Genomic DNA, 17,428 nt, shown 5'->3' with positions numbered 1-17,428 from the left:
GAATTATTCCACCGCAAGTTATATAGAGAAGGCTGAGCGGGTCAGTGTTGGGTGCCGGCTCTAGAGCATCTGTTCGTTGATGAACACGAGGGTGCCTAGGTATGAGAGCTCGGGGACGTGGCGATAGCCGATGTTGAATGCGGTAAGTTCGCTTGCATCCTCGAGCTTGTTTTCTGCCATCCACCGCACCATGGAGCCGCGCGCCTTTTTGCTGGCGGTCGACCGTTGGATGGGCTTCCCGTTGCGGATACCCTCGCCAAAGAGGCACGTGACGGCTGTGGCGTCGCCCGCGAGGTGGGGCAGAACGGCTTTGGCATACTCTACGCTGGCGAGGTTGACGATCGTGGTGTTTGAACCTGCCGGGGCGATAACCCGCGCGAGCTTGTCGCTCCAAAACGCGTAGAGGTCTCGGGCATCGTCAACGGCGAGCTTCGCACCCATCTCCAGCCGATACGGTTCGACGGCATGAAAGGGGCGTACGCATCCGTAAAGGCCCGAGAGGATCCACAGATGGTCTTGCAGCCATGCGAGCTGCGCGGCATCCATCACCTCGGGTGCCATGCTCTGGTATTGAATGCCGTGATAGGACATGACGGCGGGGGAGGTATTGCGGGCGATATCGGGATTGTCGAGGTCGCCGTTTTCCAAGATGGGCTCGAACTCATGCAGGGTGTTGAGGCAAGGCCCCAGCAGTTTGTCACTCACGTTCCATAGCGCCTGCAGGCCGCCGCTGCCTTCATTTCGCTCAATATCTAGCAACGCGCGATGCAGTCGAGCCGTCTCGCGCGCAAAGGGCGGAATGCCCAGGACTTCAAAAGCATCTTGGGCCGAGCGCATCTGCTTGGCGGGCGAAATGATGACCTGCAGCATGGACTCTCCTCTGTCAAAAAGGAAGTTGCGGTGGAATACGGTCTGTTTTGGCCGTTTATAGGCCAGTTTAGTCCGTATTTCACCGCAACTGATGAAGGGTTGGTTAGGCGCGCTCGAGGAAGGCCTTGTAGCCGCGATAGGCCTCGTAGATGTCGGCCTTGTTGGCGACCTCCCACAGGGCGTGCATGGACAGGACGGCAACACCGGAGTCGATGACATTCATGCCGTACTTGGCCATGATGTAGGCGATGGTGCCACCGCCGCCCGCGTTGACGCGGCCGAGCTCGCAGGTCTGGAAGTCCACGCCGGCCTCGTCCATGATGTCGCGGACGAGGGCCACGTACTCGGCATCGGCGTCGTTGGAGCCGCCCTTGCCGCGGCTGCCCGTGTACTTGTTAAAGCACAGACCGCGACCCATAAAGGCTGCGTTCTTGGTTTCGAACTTGCCGGCGTAGCCCGGGTCGAAGCCGGCGGACACGTCAGAGGAGAGCATGCGGCTGTGGGCGAGTGCGCGGCGCAGGGCCAGCGGGCTATCCTCGCCGGCGAGCGTCATGATCTCGGCGACGGTGTTCTCGAAGAAGCGGCTCGTCATGCCGGTGGCGCCCACGGAGCCGATCTCCTCCTTGTCGACGATGAGTGTGATGCTCGTGCGCTCCACGTTGGCGACGTTGATCTGGGCGAGCATGGACGGATAGGCACAGACACGGTCGTCGTGGCCATAGCCCAGAATCATGGAGCGGTCGAGGCCCATGTCACGGGCCGGGCCGGCGGGCACGACCTCGATCTCGGCGGAGAGGAAGTCCTCCTCCTCGACGTCGTACTGCTCCTTGAGGATGTCCAGGAACATCTGCTTGACGGGCTCCTTGGGGGCGTCCTTGTCGTCCTCGTCAAACTTGACGGGACGGCCGCCCACGATCACGTCGAGGACCTCGGCATCGACGGCGTCCTTGGCGGGCTTGGCCATCTGCTCGCTCGAGAGGTGGATCAGCAGATCGGAGATGGTAAAGACCGGATCGTCGACCTTGTCACCGATGTTGATGTCGACGGTGGTGCCGTCCTTTTTGCAGATGACGCCTACGAGTGCGAGCGGGGAGGCCACCCAGTGGTAGCTCTTGACGCCGCCATAGTAGTGCGTGTCGAGATAGGCCATGTCGCCGGCCTCGAAGGCGGGGTTCTGCTTAAGGTCCAGGCGCGGCGAGTCCACGTGGGCGCCCAGGATGTTAAAGCCCTGCTCGAGCGGGGCGGTGCCCAGGTTGACGAGCATAAGGTCCTTGCCGTGGTTGGCGGCGTACACCTTGTCGCCTGCCTTGAGCTCGCGGCCTTCGGCGATTACGGTCTCCAGGTCGACGTATCCCGCCTTCTCGGCCATCTTGATGCCTGCCTTGACGCACAGGCGCTCGGTCTTGTTCTCACTCAAAAACTGCTTATAGCCGCGGCAAAGCTCCTCGAGCTCCTCGATTTGCTGTGGTGTGTACTTTTTCCATGCGCAGGGACGCTCCATGACGCAGGCTCCTTTCGGATCGATCGTGCTGGTTGATGTACCGTGAGCCATCGTATCACGCGCGGGCTCACGGTGGCAGGGGCTGATGTGCGGTAGTCGCGGGGCGGGGAGCGTGTAAACTGGAGTGAGCAAACCGTGCCCAGCCCAAAGCGAGGTATTCAATATGTCTGACAAGCGCCGCACTTTTGCCGTTATCGACGGTAACTCACTCATGCATCGCGCCTTCCACGCCGTGCCGCCGACCATGAACGCGCCGGACGGTCGCCCCACCAACGCGATCTTTGGCTTTCTGAACATGTTTCTCAAGATGATCGATGCCTTTAACCCCGACGGTGTGGTCGTGGCGTTTGATAAGGGCAAGCCGCGCGTGCGCATGGAGATGCTGCCGCAGTATAAGGCGCAGCGCCCGCCCATGGACCCCGATCTGCACGCGCAGTTTCCGATGATCAAGGAGCTGCTCGGCGCGCTCAACGTGCCGATTCTGCAGTCCGAGGGCTGGGAAGGCGACGATATCCTGGGGACCATGGCGCGCCTGGGCGAGCAGGCCGGCTGTGACATGCTGCTGGTGACCGGTGATCGCGATATGTATCAGCTCGTGACCGAGCACGTCAACGTGGTCTCGACCCGCAAGGGCCTGTCCGACGTGGCGATCATGACGCCCGAGAGCGTGGACGATCTATATCACGGCATCACGCCGGCGCTCGTGCCCGATTTTTATGGTCTGAAGGGCGATACGTCCGATAACATCCCCGGCGTACCGGGCATCGGCCCCAAAAAGGCGAGCGCGCTCATTGCGCAGTACGGTAGCCTGGACGAGGTCATCGCACACGCCGACGAGGTCAAGGGCAAGATGGGCGAAAACCTGCGCGCACACATCGACGACGCGCTGCTGAGCCGTAAGGTGGCGACCATCCGCACCGATGCGCCCGTTGAGCTCGATTTTGAGGCGACGTCCTTCCCGGCGTTTTCTGCCGATGAGGTTTCCGCGGCGCTGGGTACGCTTGGTATCACCGCCATGCAGAACCGTTTCTTGGCGCTGATCGGCGGCGAGGGCGGGGCTGCGGCCACTGCCAGCACGTTTGAGATTCCCCACGTTATGCGCGCTGCCGCCGGCGATGCCGAGGCGCTCGCTGCCGCTGCCGCAGAGGTTTCGCGTGCGATCAAGGCAGGCGAGTGGGTTGCCGCCGTGGTGGACGATGACAAGGAGGAGGGCGCGCTTTTTGGCCTGACACGCACGCTGTGGCTGGCGACGCCCAAAGGACTGCTTGCACTTGAGGAGGGCGATGGCGGTGCGCCTGCCGTGGTCGATGGCTTCAACTTCGCTCACGGCGTGATTGCCGGCGTGCTTGCGCGCCTGTTTATGGAGGGCCGCGTGGCGAGCCCGGATATGAAAGCGCTGCTGCATGAGCTTTCGCCCATCGATTCCTCCGAGCCCGAGCTCATGGATCCGCTGGCAGTTGATTCCACGCGCATCTTCGATACCGTGGTTGCCGCCTACCTGTTGGATTCCGACCGCTCCGAGTTTGACGAGGCGTATCTGGCCGATACCTATCTGCAGATGGCGCTGCCTGCGGCGCGCGGTGCAGAGGGTGCCGGTGAGGACGCTCCTGCGCCCGCCGCTCGCACGGCGGCCTTGACGCTGGCGCTGGTCGCACCGCTGCGCGACCGCATGGCCCGTGAGAACGCCACCAACGTGTTCGACGGCATCGAGATGCCGCTTGTGCCGGTGCTTGCCAAGATGGAGCGCGCGGGCATGCTCGTAGACCCCGACCGTCTGCATAGTCTGTCCGAGGGCCTGGCGACTCAGATTGCCGAGGTCGAGCGCAGCATTCGTGACCTGGCGGGTGACGAGACCTTTAATATTGGCAGTCCCATGCAGCTGTCGCATGTGCTCTTTGATGTGATGGGGCTTCCGACCAAGGGCCTCAAGAAGACTAAGCGCGGCTATTATTCGACCAACGCCAAGGTGCTGAGTGACCTTGCCCGCGACCACGAGATCGTGCGCCTGATTTTGGACTGGCGTGAGAAGTCCAAAATCAAGTCCACCTATCTGGACACGCTGGGCCCGCTACGCCGTGGTGACGGTCGTGTGCACACTACGTACAACCAGACCATCACAGCAACGGGGCGTCTGTCCTCGAGCGACCCGAACCTGCAGAACATCCCGACGCGCTCGGAGCTGGGTCGTACCGTCAAGACGGCGTTTTCGGCAGGCGAGGGAAGCGTCTTTTTGGCGGTGGACTACTCGCAGATCGAGCTGCGTCTGCTGGCGCATCTCTCGGGTGACGAGCACTTGGTGCGCGCCTTTAACGAGGGCGAGGACTTCCATGCCGAGACGGCGGCGCGCGTGTTTGGTGTGCCGGTGTCCGAGGTAACGCCCGACTTGCGCAGTCGCGCCAAGGCCGTGAACTTTGGCATCGTGTATGGCCAGCAGGCCTACGGCCTGTCGCAGTCGCTGCATATCTCGATGGCCGAGGCACGCGACATGATCGACCGCTACTACGAGGCCTACCCGGGCGTGCGCACGTTCCTCGACAACGTGGTGGCACGCGCCAAGCAGACGGGCTACGCCGAGACCATGTACGGCCGCCGTCGTCATATTCCGGAGCTCAAGGCCAAAAACCCGCAACTCCGCGGCTTTGGCGAGCGCACGGCCATGAACCATCCTATGCAGGGCACCGCAGCAGACATCATCAAGATCGCCATGGCCCGCGTAAGTCGTCGCTTGGAAGAAGAAGGCTTTGCCGCCCACATGATCTTACAGGTGCACGACGAATTGGACTTTGAATGCCCCATCGACGAAGTCGAGCGCCTAACCACCATGGTCCGCGACGTCATGGAACACGTAGTGGACCTCCGCGTTCCCCTAATCGCCGAAGCCAGCACCGGCATAACCTGGGCCGATGCCAAGTAAAGACATACCAACAACCCCAAAGTAACCAAAACAGAAGGGGGCTCCTTGCCAACAAGGAGCCCCCTTCATTCCAAACTATCAGCCAAGTATCCAGACGCCAAGACGCCATCCATGCGGCAAGCAAGTCACCGCAGGACCTGGCCGGGCGATGCGGGTAAGTTTTTCGTAGATTCCGCACGAGCCGAAGGCCACTTAATGTGGCCTTCGAGCGAGCCCAGGACCTGACCGAACGAAAAACTTACCCGCGTCGCCCGGCCAGGTCCGACAGGTTGCGTTAACGAGCCGCCAAGATGGCGTCGATGAGCGTCAGTACGCCCCCGTCGTTGTTGCTCGGAATGCGCCACTTGGCGTGCACGTTCATGTGCTCTTCGGCATTGTCCACGATAAAGCTGTGACCGACGCGCTCGAGCATGGGGATGTCGTTGTACGTATCGCCCACGGCGGCAGCATCGGCAATATCGATGCCCAGGTGCTCGCACAGGTGAGCGATGCCGGCGCCCTTGTCGACGCCCAGGTTCATAAAGTCGATCCACTCGCGCCCAGCGTTGGTGACGTAGAGCTTGTCCGAGAACTCGGGGCTATAGGTCTCGCGGAAAGCGGGCTCGGCGTCGTAGCCTGGGAAGAAGACCGAAATCTTGTTGGACTCGAAATCGATGCCCTCAAAGCTGTCGACGTAGTTGATTGTGTTGTAGTAGACGCTGATCTCGTCGTGGTATTGATGGTCGCGGGCAAGCACGTAGAACTCGTCGAAGCAGCACAGGACGGGGACAGCGCGAGGATCCTCCGAGGCACGGTTCAAGACCTGCTGATACAGCTCCACGTCAATATTGCTCTTATAGATATAGCTGCCGCGACAGATCACGCAAGCTCCGTTGTCGGGACAAAAGGCGAGGCGGTTCTTGATGCCCTCGAACATCTCCTCGAGCTTGGGGGCGGGACGTCCGCTGGCGGGGCAGAATACGATGCCGGCGTCGGCGAGCTTGTCCAGGCGCTCATCAAGACCCTGGGGCAGCACGCGCTCGTCGGTCAGCAGCGTCTTGTCCATATCGACGGCGAGAATCTTAATGTTTCCGATATTGGCGTCCGATTCGTAAGTTTGCATAAAAATGCGCCTTTCGTTTCGAGATTGTTTCAGACGTTATAACCATCAACTAGTAGTTGAGCGTATTTTCGCAGGAATGGTGCGTATTTGCACCACGCTTCACAAAGTAATGAAAAAACTTTTCAGAAATTTGAATTTGTCGCTTGTGCTGCGGGCACTTTAGCGTAATATAGCGACCATCGAAAACGGAGACGGAAAACAACCGCTTACCGAGTAAAAGGTACCGTTTACGATATTTGAATTGCGCCCGGCGATACGTGAAAGGAGAGGCAGATGCAGTTCGTAAAGATCATCACCACTGCAGACAATGCCATCCGACGCCAGCGCGCAATTTCCCGACGACGATAACAATCGTCTCTGTCCGCATGGGGCGAATTGCCTCAACAGAGTCATTTTGAGGTCGTTGGGTCTTAGCACGACATAGCCGCATGTTTCTAGGGCATGCCTGTGATGCATTCTGCTGAATAACCTGATATTGCACGGTTTTTGACCTCAAGGTGACTTGCAACTGACCGATGTTCTAACTAGCTACCAAGGGCGAAAGGAAACAGCCATGAGCAAGGAAAAAGTCGTTCTCGCATATTCCGGTGGTCTTGATACATCCGTATGTGTCAAGTGGCTCCAGGACGAGAAGAATCTCGATGTCGTTTGTGTCTGCGGCAACGTGGGCCAGGAAGAGACCGGACTGGATGCCAAGAAGCAGAAGGCGCTCGACCTGGGCGTTCTCGATTGCCAGGTGCTCGACCTGCGCGACGAGTTCTCCGATGAGTTCCTGACCAAAGCCATCGCAGCAAACTCCATGTACGAGAACAAGTACCCGCTGCTCTCCGCCCTGTCTCGCCCGCTGCTTGCCAAGAAGCTTGTTGAGGTCGCCCACGAGTTTGGCGCGACCTACGTCGCCCACGGCTGCACCGGCAAGGGTAACGACCAGGTCCGTTTTGAGGCCGCCGTCAAGGCCCTCGACCCCGAGCTCAAGGTTATCGCCCCGGTTCGCGAGTGGGACCTGAAGTGCCGTCCCGACGAGGTCGCCTATGCCCACGCCCACAACGTGCCGGTTCCCGAGGGCGCCAACGACAACCCCTACTCCATCGACGACAACCTGTGGGGTCGCGCCATCGAGTGCGGTCACCTGGAGGACCCTTGGAATGAGCCGCTCGATGACGCTTGGGTTATGACCAAGAACCCCGAGGACACGCCTGACACCCCGACCTATACCGAGATCGAGTTTGAGGCCGGCAAGCCTGTCGCCGTCGACGGCAAGAAGATGAAGCTCTCCGAGATCGTCATCGCCCTCAACAAGATTTCGGGCGACAACGGCTTTGGCCGTCTTGACCTGGTCGAGGATCGTCTGGTGGGCCTCAAGAGCCGCGAGTGCTATGAGGTTCCCGGCGCCCTGACGCTCATCACCGCCCACAAGGCGCTCGAGGACATCTGCGTCGAGGGCGACCTGCTCAAGACCAAGATCAAGCTCGAGCAGGATTGGGCCACCGCCGTGTACAACGGCCAGTGGTACAGCCCGCTCAAGAACGCGCTCGACGCCTTTATGGCCGATACCCAGAAGTTCGTGACCGGCACTGTCCGTCTGAAGTTCTTTAAGGGCAACTGCCATGTCGTCGGCCGCAAGAGTCCCTTCAGCCTCTACGACTACGGCCTGGCTACCTACGACCGCGACACCACGTTTGACGAGAAGGCCAGCGCCGGCTTTATCGAGATCGATACGCTGTCGCTCAAGACGTGGGCAAAGGTCCAGGGCCCCAGCTCTGCTGCCGCCCAGGCCTAGCGCCTCCTTCCCTTGGTATCCGCGCGGCCCATCCGCGTGATACATAACGGGCGCACGGGGTCCCTACCTTTCGTTATGCTTGCTGACACTTCTTAACATCGGTGGCCCCTACGTTCCGCCCGCATATATGATGCCGCGACTGTGGCTGAGTCCGAGCCCCGCCGGGGTTGTCCGGCGGGGCTCCTTCTATCAATTTGGCGGCTCTGCGCCTATATATGAGGAGTATCCATTATGTTCAATGCTATCGCGCATGCTTTACTTGCCCTCGCGCCCGAGTTCGATGCTGCAAGGGTCGAGGACGTCCCTATGAGCCTGAAGGCCTGGATCGATGGTTCGCAGGGCAACATCCGGAGGGAGACGTTGGGCGCCAAGTGCATGGCGCGTCACTTCTTTGCAAATTAGCTACATGGCACCGCACACGGTGGGGAATGTGTAAAACTAGCGGTTGAAAAATCGCTTTAGCGATATGGCGCATTGCTTTGGGCGCTTGTTTTGGTATTTGGAGAAAGGGGACGGTTCCATGGCTCTTTGGGGCGGTCGTTTTGAGGCAGGCGTGGCCGAGGTCACGCAGGAGTTTGGCGCGTCGCTGCCGGTCGACAAACATCTCTATAAGCAGGATATCGCCGGCTCTAAGGCGCATGCCAAAATGCTGGCGGCCCAGGGCATCATCAGTGCCGAGGACGAGCAGGCGATTGCCAAGGGCCTGACCGGAATCGAACAGGATATCGATGCTGGCAACTTTACCTTCGATATCAACGATGAGGACATTCATATGTCCATCGAGAGCGAGTTGACGCGCCGCATCGGCGAGCCCGGTAAGCGCTTGCATACCGGCCGTTCGCGCAACGACCAGGTGGCGACCGATACGCGCCTGGGCGTCAAGGCGCTGGCCAAGGAGCTCATGGAGGCCAATCTTGAGCTGCGCCATGTGCTGGTGGATGCGGCTAAGAAGTACGACAAGGTGATTCTGCCGGGCTACACGCATATGCAGCACGCTCAGCCCGTGCTGCTCTCGCATCATCTGCTGGCGTATTCCTGGATGTTCGCGCGCGACTTTACGCGCCTGAAGGCCGCCTTTGATGCCGCCGACAACTGCCCGCTGGGTGCTGCCGCGCTTGCCGGTACGAGCTATCCGCTCGATCGCCAGATGACGGCTGCCGAACTTGGCTTTGCGGGCGTGATTCCCAACTCGCTCGATGCGGTTTCCGACCGTGATTTCCTGCTCGATCTGCATTACGCCGGATCCGTCATGGCGATGCACCTGTCGCGTCTTTCCGAGGAGATCGTGCTGTGGTCGAGCTCCGAATTTGGCTTTATCACGCTTTCAGACTCCTACTCCACCGGCTCGTCTATCATGCCGCAGAAGAAGAACCCCGACTTTGCCGAGCTTATCCGCGGCAAGAGCGGTCGCGTGTACGGCAACCTGGTGCAGCTGCTGGTAACCATGAAGGGCTTGCCGCTTGCTTATAACAAGGACTTGCAGGAGGACAAGGAGAGCGCGCTCGATACCGCCCATACGCTCATGCAGTGTCTGTCGGTTATGGCCGGTATGATTTCGACTTGGACCGTCAACGAGGATGCCATGGCGCGCGAGTGCGGCGTGGGGCACCTTGCCGCCACCGATGTTGCCGATTACCTGGCTAAGCGTGGTCTGCCGTTCCGCGAGGCACATGCCGTGGTGGGCCATCTGGTCCTGATGTGCGAGAAGCGCGGCTGCAATCTTGAGGACCTGCCGTTTGAGGTGTTCCAGGAGGCAAGCCCGCTCTTTGAGCGCGACATTACCGAGGCGCTCGACATCCCGTCGATTGTCGCCGCGCGCACGACCGAGGGCGGCACCGCTCCTGCCGCCGTTGCCGCGCAGCTTGGGCGCGCCGGGGCTCAGCTCTCGTCTGACGAGCGTGCGTTTGGTTCGCTGACCAAGGTTGTCGAGATGGGCCACGGGGCAAACTAGGGGCTTGATCGGCGCAATCATCGTCGTTTCCAGATAAATCGTTTTTGCTCTTACGGGTGTTCGCTTATGCGGGCGCCCGTTTTTGTTTTCGCAGGGCTGAGCTTGTCGAGAACTTCTGTAGGACCTTTGGGTAGGTTGTGAAGGTGTTACGCTCGCGGGCGGCAATCGACCGTCTGCTCTGTTCATTGTGCTCTGTAGCTGGGCGAATGATACTCTAGTCGGGCTTCGAAACAGAAGTGACACATATGGAACGCTTCAATAAATAATAGCGTTTCAATAAACGTCTTCTTGTTTAACTGCAGCTAAAACTCTGTTACGATGCAGTCCAGGCGGGTGCCGGAATGGGACTTGGGCACGCGCGAACCTACTTGAAAGGCTACCTTATGGCTATCGAGAAGACCTTCATCATGATTAAGCCCGACGCCGTGCGCGACCGCAAGATCGGCGAGATTGTTGCTCGCATTGAGCGCAGCGGCCTTGTCATCGAGCGCATGGAGATGACCACGCTCGAGCGCGCTACCGTCGAGGAGCACTACGCCCATCTGGCCGACAAGCCCTTCTTTGGCGGTCTCTGTGACTTTATGACGAGCGGTCCGGTCGTCAAGATGGTCGTTTCCGGTCTCTCCGCTGTTGCTAAGATGCGCACCCTCATGGGCGCTACTAATCCGCTTGACGCTGCTCCTGGTACCATCCGCGGCGACTTTGCCGTCGATGTCAACGCCAACGTGATCCACGGCTCCGACTGCCTGGAGAACGCCGAGATTGAGATCAAGCGCTTCTTTGGCTAAACCAGCTTTGACTCCTTAAAGCTGTTAGCGTGTGGCTTGGGCGCCGCGGAACTCCATCCGCGGCGCCCTTTTATTCCAAAATCTATGAAGGGGCCCGCTCGGTCATGAGTTCCGAGCGGGCCCCTGCTGTTAGCTTGTGACACTGAGTGGTTTAGGCCTCGTCGACGACCTTGAGGCCGCGCGTGTGGTCGATCTCGTTGAGGAGGTTAACGCGACGCTCGTGACGACCGCCCTCAAACTCGGCGTCGAGCCACTCGTCGACAATCATCTTGGCGAGCTCGGAGCCCACGACGCGAGCACCAAAGGCGAGCACGTTGGTGTTGTTGTGCATGCGCGAGAGCTTGGCGCTGAAGGGTTCGGAGCACACGACGGCGCGTACGCCCTCGACCTTGTTGGCAGCCAGACTAATCCCGACACCGGTTCCACAGATGAGGATGCCCAGGTCGACGTCGCCGTTGGCAACGGCCTTACCCACCTTGTAGCCGGCGATGGGGTAGTCAAAGCTCTCGGAGGTGTCGGTGCCAAAGTTCACGACCTCGCAGCCGCGCTCCTTCAGGTGCTCGGAAATGATGTTCTTGAGCTCGACGGCGGCGTGGTCGTTACCGATACCGATCTTCATGGATGGTTCCTCTCTTGTCTGTGCGGCGCAAATGCTAAAGGTGTTTACCGCGTTCGACTGCATGATAGCGCGACTTTTGCGTAAACGCTCGGGTGTTTTTTGGTCAAACGCTTTAGCATGCAACAAGACCGGCTTCTCATGAATGAATGCTGTCAGTTTGTGCTTGAGCGCCGTCCGCCGGAACCATGGTTGCGGTTTTTGATGCATTGTTATCAAATAAAGGAACTAACCATTCTTGAGAGCCCAGCCCGTTATGCAAGCAGGAGATACCTATGCCTACCGATTCCGTCCGTGATGCCGCGTTTTGCGATGTTTTGAACCGCGAGCTTGTCTGCGCGCTCGGCTGTACCGAGCCCATTGCCGTTGCCTATGCAGCAGCGCTGGCGAGCCAGACGCTCGGTTGCGATCCCGATCATATGGATGTTGCCTGTTCGGGCAACATCATCAAGAACGTTAAGAGCGTGACCGTGCCCAACTCGGGCGGTATGCACGGTATTGAAGCCGCGGCCGTGCTGGGTGCCGTGGGCGGCGACGCTAAGAGCGCGCTCGAGGTGCTCGAGAGCGTCGATGATGCGGATCGCGCCCGCGTGGCCGAGCTGCTTGCCGATGCGGACTACTGCGATGTGTCGCTTGTCGAGGGTGTGCCCAACCTCTACATCAAGGTGACTGCGACGGCCGGGGGCCATACCGCGGTCGTCGAGATTACCGATCACCACACTAATGTCACGTGCCATACGCTCGACGGTATTCCGGTATGCGGTAAGTCGGCGGGGGAGTGCGCCGCCTGCGCCGAGCGCGTGGTGGCCGAGCGTGCGGCAGATAACGCCGATACGCCCATGTCCATTGATTCCATCATCGACTTTATCGAGGACGGTGACATTGAGGGCGCCCGCGCTGCCGTTGAGCGTCAGATTGAGCTGAATGGCGCAATCAGTGCCGAGGGCCTTGCGCACGCTTGGGGCGCCGAGGTGGGTCGTACGCTGCTGGGTGCTCGTGCCGATGACGTCGCCTGCCGTGCCCGTGCCCGTGCGGCCGCCGGGTCCGACGCCCGCATGAACGGCTGCGCGCTGCCGGTCGCCATTGTGTGTGGCTCGGGCAACCAGGGCATTACCTGTGCACTGCCCGTTATGGAGTATGCCGAGTACCTGCGCTGCGACCACGACCGCCTGGTGCGCGCCGTGATGCTGTCCGATCTCATTGCCGTGCATATCAAGAGCTATATCGGTGCGCTCTCGGCGTTTTGCGGTGCTATTTGCGCCGCGTGCGGCGCCGGCGCTGCGATTACCTGGCTGTGCGGTGGCACGCGCGAGCAAATCGGTGCGACGGTCTCCAATACGCTCGGTAACGTTGGCGGCATCGTGTGCGATGGAGCCAAGGCGAGCTGCGCCGCCAAGATTTCCGCTGCCGTTGATGCGGCGATTCTGGGTCACGATATGGCTATGCAGGGCCGTGGCTTCCGTGCCGGAGAGGGTCTGATCCAAGATACTGTCGAGCAGACGATCGCCAGCATGGGCTATGTGGGGCGCGTGGGCATGAAGGACACCGACGTCGAGATCCTCAACATCATGATCGGCAAAACCCAGGTCTGTTAAGACAGTTCGTCGGCTACTTGGTGCTCGTAGAAGGCCTCTACTACGGCGTTAAAGTCGCGGGCGAAGTCTTCCATGGTCCCGCGCCAGGTGGCTCGGCTGGGCTTGCCCTGGCCCACATAGGCGGTTTGGATGCCGCAATCGGGGGACGGGAAGTCGCGTTTGGGATCGTTGCCCACCATAAGGACCTCTTGCGGCTCGAGCCCCATCACCTGAAGCTGCTCTAGATAGTAGGTGGCATCGGGCTTGCAGCGGGTGGCGTTTCCCATGTGCGTCACGAGCTCAAAGGGGGCGTCGGCCAGGTCGCCCCAACCCATGCGGCATTCGATGGCCCCCTGCGGAAAGCTGGGGTTGGTAAAGAGCGCGCAGCGCAGCCCCGCGTCCTGCACGGCCTGAAGTGCGGCGTGTGCGCCCGGCATAGCATGGGCGTTGATGACGTCGTCATTCTTGTGGGGAAGAACTTCTCGATCGTAGTAGGTAAATGCCTCGTAGATCATGGGGTCGGAGAGGCAGATACCACATCTGCGCTCGACCTCGGTCTGGTAAAACTCAAGATTGGTGCGATTGTCCGTGCCGCTGCGGCGATTGGCATTGAGGTCGACCAGGATGGTGCCGAGACGCGCCATCGTGCCACCACGGCTGCGACGTCCGATGTCCGCGAGCATCGACGAGACTTCCTTAAAATAGCGAAGGATGAACGCGTTGAGGTTGATGCTAAGAAGCGTCTCGTCCATATCGAAAACGACTGCTTTGAGCACGCGGGCACCTTTCTCGTAAATATGATCTAGAGTCGTTGGCTCCGGATACTTTACCCCAAAGCCGAATGCCTGGCTGGTTATCGTCAAGTTGTGGAGACGTGTGTTCATAAGATTACGAAAAAGTCTCCACACGAGTAAAAAATCGCAGTTCACGCTTGAAATCGAACTGATTTCCCCGTAACCTATACGAACGTGATTGCATAAGCGTCACATTAGTATCTGTCGGCTCCCGAGTGTTCCTAAACGTTGTGTGCTTGTCGCACCCTTCTGTAGGTCCTAGCAATCGGGGCCCCGTAGTTCGAAAGGGGTCCACCTTTGAGTGAGATTCAGAACTCGTCCATTTTCTCTCTTGACGATGTCAACGAGGAGGAGATGAACAACCTCATCGACGGTACGATTACCGACTTTGATGAGGGCGATCTCGTTAACGGCACTGTCGTTAAGATCGAGCATGACGAGGTGCTCGTTGACATCGGATTCAAGTCCGAGGGCGTTATCCCGGTCCGCGAGCTGTCCATCCGCAAGGACGCTAACCCTGCAGACATCGTTGCACTCGGTGATCCCATCGAGGCCCTGGTTCTCCAGAAGGAGGACAAGGACGGTCGTCTGGTCCTCTCCAAGAAGCGTGCTGAGTACGAGCGTGCTTGGAACCGCATCGAGGAGAAGTTCAACTCCGGCGAGAACGTCGAGGGCGAGGTTATCGAGGTTGTCAAGGGCGGCCTGATCCTCGACATCGGCCTGCGTGGCTTCCTGCCCGCTTCCCTCGTCGACCTCCGTCGCGTCAAGGACCTCACCTCTTACATGGGCACCCGCATCGAGGCCCGCGTCATCGAGATGGACCGCAACCGCAACAACGTCGTCCTCTCCCGTCGCGTCGTGCTCGAGGAGTCCCGTAAGGCCGAGCGCTCCGAGATCCTGTCCAAGCTCAAGTCTGGCATGCGTCTCCAGGGCACCGTTTCCTCCATCGTCGACTTCGGCGCCTTCGTCGACCTCGGCGGTATCGACGGCCTCATCCACATCTCCGAGCTCTCCTGGAACCACGTCAACCATCCTTCCGAGGTTGTCAAGGTCGGCCAGGAGGTCGAGGTCGAGGTTCTCGACGTCGATCTCAACCGCGAGCGCATCTCCCTGGGTCTCAAGCAGACCACCGAGGATCCGTGGCGCGCACTGGTCAAGAAGTACCCCGTCGGCGCTATCGTCGAGGGCACTGTGACCAAGCTTGTCCCGTTCGGCGCTTTCGTCGATCTGGGCGAGGGCATCGAGGGCCTGGTGCACATCTCCGAGATGGCCAACAAGCACGTCGATCAGCCTTCTCAGGTCACCCATGTGGGCGACAAGGTTCAGGTCAAGGTCATGGAAATCGACCTCGACCGTCGTCGTATCTCCCTGTCCATGAAGTCTGCTGCTGAGACTCTGGGCGTCGAGATCGAGGTTACCCCGCTGCCTTCCGAGAAGAAGGACGAGGAGACCGACGCCGAGTAAATCGGTTTGACGATCACTTGTTTTAAGGGATCCGTCCGTAATGGACGGGTCCCTTTTTGCATTTGGCACCGAGATGCGCAATGCTGCCGGGCTGTCCACAGGCTATTGGATTGTCGGTGCATGAAAAAAGCCGACATCCCGCCTCGGGGAGGAGGCGGGAACGCACCGAGTAGACGGAGGGGTGCGGAGCGCGGTCGCGTCTCGACTGACAACGTTGCCCATCGACGGGATTATTGTAGCGCATGGGCGCTTCTTGGTTTATCGTGTCGAGCGCTTGTGTTGTGCCGTTGCCTGTGGCGGCGGTGTGCTACACTCTTGCACTGCTGAGTGGGCCAGACGGTCGCGCGATGTACTGCTTGCGGTACGCGTGAGGAAAGTCCGGGCTCCAGAGGGCGGGATGCCGGCTAACGGCCGGGCGGAGTGATCCGACGGAAAGCGCCGCAGAAAAGAAGACTCCCACCTGCGCCGCAAGGCGTAAAGGGAAAAGCTGAAACGGTGGTGTAAGAGACCACCAGCGTCGTGGCAACATGGCGGCTTGGCAAGCCCCATCCGGAGCAAGCGCGAATAGGAACGCTATGGGCCGGCCCGGTCCGCGTTCGGGTAGCGTGCGTGGAGCTGCACGGTAACGTGCAGACAAGATAAATGACCGTTCACGACAGAACCCGGCTTATCGGCCCACTCGGCACTTTGTTGACGCTGCGAACCCGTCAGCGCGGCAATCTGCCTTTCAAACCTTCGGGCATGACCATAAGGTCAATGCCCTCGGCTTTCAAGGCACCTTGCTCGCGCTGACGGGTTCTCGCTTTCGTTGACGGAATCATCGGCGTTGCCATTCTTTTTACTAGGGTTATCGTATTATTGAGGCTGTTTGTTGCCGCGCTTAGTTTTGTTGAGGGGCTTTGTTGGACAGCTATTTTACTCTGCAATCGAATATTGAGGCTACGGGTGAGTTCGTCGATCGTAAGAGTCGGTTTATTGCCCAGCTGGTCCATATTGAGTCCGAGGACGAGGCGAATGCCTTTATCGAGATGGTTCGCAAGCGTCATTACGACGCTCGACACAATGTTCCCGCGTGGATTTTGGTCGATGGACGCGAGCGCCAGAGCGATGATGGTGAGCCTAGCCGCACGAGCGGTATGCCGACGCTCGAGGTGCTGCGCGGTGCGGGACTTAAAAACGTATGCTGTGTTGTGACACGTTATTTTGGTGGCACGCTGTTAGGGCCCGGTGGCTTGGTGCGCGCCTATACCGCGGCGACGCAGGCGGCGGTGGCCGCGGCTCAGGAGGCCGGGCAGATCGTCGAAATGACGAGCGTCGTGCCGGTTGATGTACGTGTGGCCTATCCGCAATACGACCAGGTGCTTCGCTTGGCGCAGGATTCGGGTGCCAAGGTTGCGGATACCGATTACGCGGATGCCGTGACGATTCATTTGGTGTTTAAGGCGGGGGAGCAGGAGCCATTTTGTGCCAAGATGCGCGAGCTTATGGCGGGGCGCGAGGAGATCGAGGCCGGCGCTCCCGAATTTGCCGAGTTCTAACGACGACGGCCGGCGTGCTTTTGGATGGATCCCAAGCGCGCCGGCCGTCTTTTATGTTGCTGCCGTCTACTCGGCGAGCTGCTTTAGCACATCACAGGCGATCTCGACGGCATCGTCGATGCAGCCGGGGCAGCTGCGGAGCGGACCCTTATCCGATCCGACGCCCTTGAGCGTGCCGCAGACGGTCGTCGTGTTCTTCTCGCCAAAACGTTTGGCGATCTCGCGCGACAGTTTGTAGGTCTGGCCCTTGGTCTTGGGGTTTTCCATGCCATCGCTCATTACAAAGCCCATGATGGCCACAGCGCCCGAGATGGCACCGCAAGTTTCGGTCATGCCGCCCATGCCGGCGCCAAAGCCCTCGGTGAGGGTAAAGGCGACCTGGGGGTCGAGCCCCACAGCGGGCGCGAGCGTGCAGGCGACGGCCTGCGCGCAGTTAAAGCCGCGGGCGTGGTATTCGGCAGCCTGAGCCTGGCAGGTGGCAGTGTTGAGCTGAGTGGTATCAATCTGCTTCATCGGTGTCTCCTTGATTGCGGTGT

14 protein-coding genes and 1 other RNA gene are annotated in these 17,428 nt (G+C 59.8%); 9 read left to right on the top strand and 6 right to left on the bottom strand.

What is annotated here, in order from left to right; all coding sequences use genetic code 11:
* Positions 1-60 precede the first annotated feature (60 nt).
* Positions 61-870: a YaaA family protein gene (locus AAAX59_RS01125; protein ID WP_225093442.1), complete on the bottom strand. Its 810-nt coding sequence runs from the start codon at positions 868-870 to the stop codon at positions 61-63.
* Positions 871-973: 103 nt separating this feature from the next.
* A complete protein-coding gene (locus tag AAAX59_RS01120; protein WP_349070116.1) occupies positions 974-2,371 on the bottom strand; it encodes an aminopeptidase in 1,398 nt (465 codons plus the stop codon).
* A gap of 163 nt (positions 2,372-2,534) precedes the next feature.
* Here AAAX59_RS01120 and polA point away from each other — a divergent pair, with 163 nt between their 5' ends.
* On the top strand, positions 2,535-5,285 hold the full coding sequence (polA, locus tag AAAX59_RS01115; protein ID WP_349070114.1) for a DNA polymerase I: 2,751 nt from the start codon (positions 2,535-2,537) through the stop codon (positions 5,283-5,285).
* Between the two features lie 274 nt (positions 5,286-5,559).
* On the opposite strand, the gene AAAX59_RS01110 is transcribed toward polA, so the two are convergent.
* Positions 5,560-6,387 (bottom strand): HAD family hydrolase, encoded by an 828-nt coding sequence (locus AAAX59_RS01110; RefSeq protein WP_349070113.1) that lies wholly within the window; start codon positions 6,385-6,387, stop codon positions 5,560-5,562.
* A 553-nt stretch (positions 6,388-6,940) separates the two neighbouring features.
* Here AAAX59_RS01110 and AAAX59_RS01105 point away from each other — a divergent pair.
* The 4 genes from AAAX59_RS01105 to ndk all read left to right on the top strand — a co-directional run bounded on the left by AAAX59_RS01105 (position 6,941) and on the right by ndk (position 10,906).
* Positions 6,941-8,167, top strand: a complete 1,227-nt coding sequence (locus tag AAAX59_RS01105; protein ID WP_035138001.1) for an argininosuccinate synthase — start codon at positions 6,941-6,943, stop codon at positions 8,165-8,167.
* Between the two features lie 231 nt (positions 8,168-8,398).
* Positions 8,399-8,569 carry a hypothetical protein gene (locus tag AAAX59_RS01100; protein ID WP_158550218.1) on the top strand — a complete coding sequence of 57 codons (171 nt, stop codon included), beginning with the start codon at positions 8,399-8,401 and terminating at the stop codon, positions 8,567-8,569.
* A 118-nt stretch (positions 8,570-8,687) separates the two neighbouring features.
* The gene (gene argH, locus AAAX59_RS01095; RefSeq protein ID WP_349070112.1) at positions 8,688-10,118 is read left to right on the top strand and encodes an argininosuccinate lyase; all 1,431 of its coding nucleotides are present in this window, start codon (positions 8,688-8,690) and stop codon (positions 10,116-10,118) included.
* Between the two features lie 383 nt (positions 10,119-10,501).
* A complete protein-coding gene (gene ndk / locus AAAX59_RS01090) occupies positions 10,502-10,906 on the top strand; it encodes a nucleoside-diphosphate kinase (RefSeq protein WP_006234152.1) in 405 nt (134 codons plus the stop codon).
* 151 nt (positions 10,907-11,057) lie between these two features.
* Here ndk and rpiB read toward each other — a convergent pair whose 3' ends face one another.
* The gene (gene rpiB, locus AAAX59_RS01085) at positions 11,058-11,525 is read right to left on the bottom strand and encodes a ribose 5-phosphate isomerase B (RefSeq protein WP_006234151.1); all 468 of its coding nucleotides are present in this window, start codon (positions 11,523-11,525) and stop codon (positions 11,058-11,060) included.
* 272 nt (positions 11,526-11,797) lie between these two features.
* On the opposite strand from rpiB, the gene AAAX59_RS01080 reads away from it, so the two are divergent.
* Positions 11,798-13,117, top strand: a complete 1,320-nt coding sequence (locus AAAX59_RS01080) for an L-serine ammonia-lyase, iron-sulfur-dependent, subunit alpha (protein WP_349070110.1) — start codon at positions 11,798-11,800, stop codon at positions 13,115-13,117.
* Here AAAX59_RS01080 and AAAX59_RS01075 read toward each other — a convergent pair.
* A complete protein-coding gene (locus AAAX59_RS01075; protein WP_349070109.1) occupies positions 13,114-13,872 on the bottom strand; it encodes an HAD family hydrolase in 759 nt (252 codons plus the stop codon). The genes AAAX59_RS01080 and AAAX59_RS01075 overlap by 4 nt on opposite strands.
* A gap of 315 nt (positions 13,873-14,187) precedes the next feature.
* Between AAAX59_RS01075 and rpsA the strand changes: the two genes are divergently transcribed.
* The 3 genes from rpsA to AAAX59_RS01060 all read left to right on the top strand — a co-directional run bounded on the left by rpsA (position 14,188) and on the right by AAAX59_RS01060 (position 16,892).
* Positions 14,188-15,354, top strand: a complete 1,167-nt coding sequence (gene rpsA, locus AAAX59_RS01070; RefSeq protein WP_022095232.1) for a 30S ribosomal protein S1 — start codon at positions 14,188-14,190, stop codon at positions 15,352-15,354.
* Positions 15,355-15,678: 324 nt separating this feature from the next.
* Positions 15,679-16,040, top strand: an RNA gene (gene rnpB, locus AAAX59_RS01065) — RNase P RNA component class A.
* A gap of 213 nt (positions 16,041-16,253) precedes the next feature.
* Entirely contained in the window at positions 16,254-16,892 is a 639-nt protein-coding gene (locus AAAX59_RS01060; RefSeq protein WP_349070107.1) for a YigZ family protein, read from the top strand.
* 66 nt (positions 16,893-16,958) lie between these two features.
* On the opposite strand, the gene AAAX59_RS01055 is transcribed toward AAAX59_RS01060, so the two are convergent.
* The gene (locus AAAX59_RS01055; protein ID WP_349070105.1) at positions 16,959-17,405 is read right to left on the bottom strand and encodes a C-GCAxxG-C-C family protein; all 447 of its coding nucleotides are present in this window, start codon (positions 17,403-17,405) and stop codon (positions 16,959-16,961) included.
* Between the last annotated feature and the right edge of the window lie 23 nt (positions 17,406-17,428).

This window comes from Collinsella sp. CLA-ER-H2 (assembly GCF_040092405.1).
In the GTDB taxonomy this organism is placed as follows: Bacteria; Actinomycetota; Coriobacteriia; order Coriobacteriales; family Coriobacteriaceae; genus Collinsella.
This window is presented reverse-complemented; position numbering and strand designations above follow the sequence as displayed.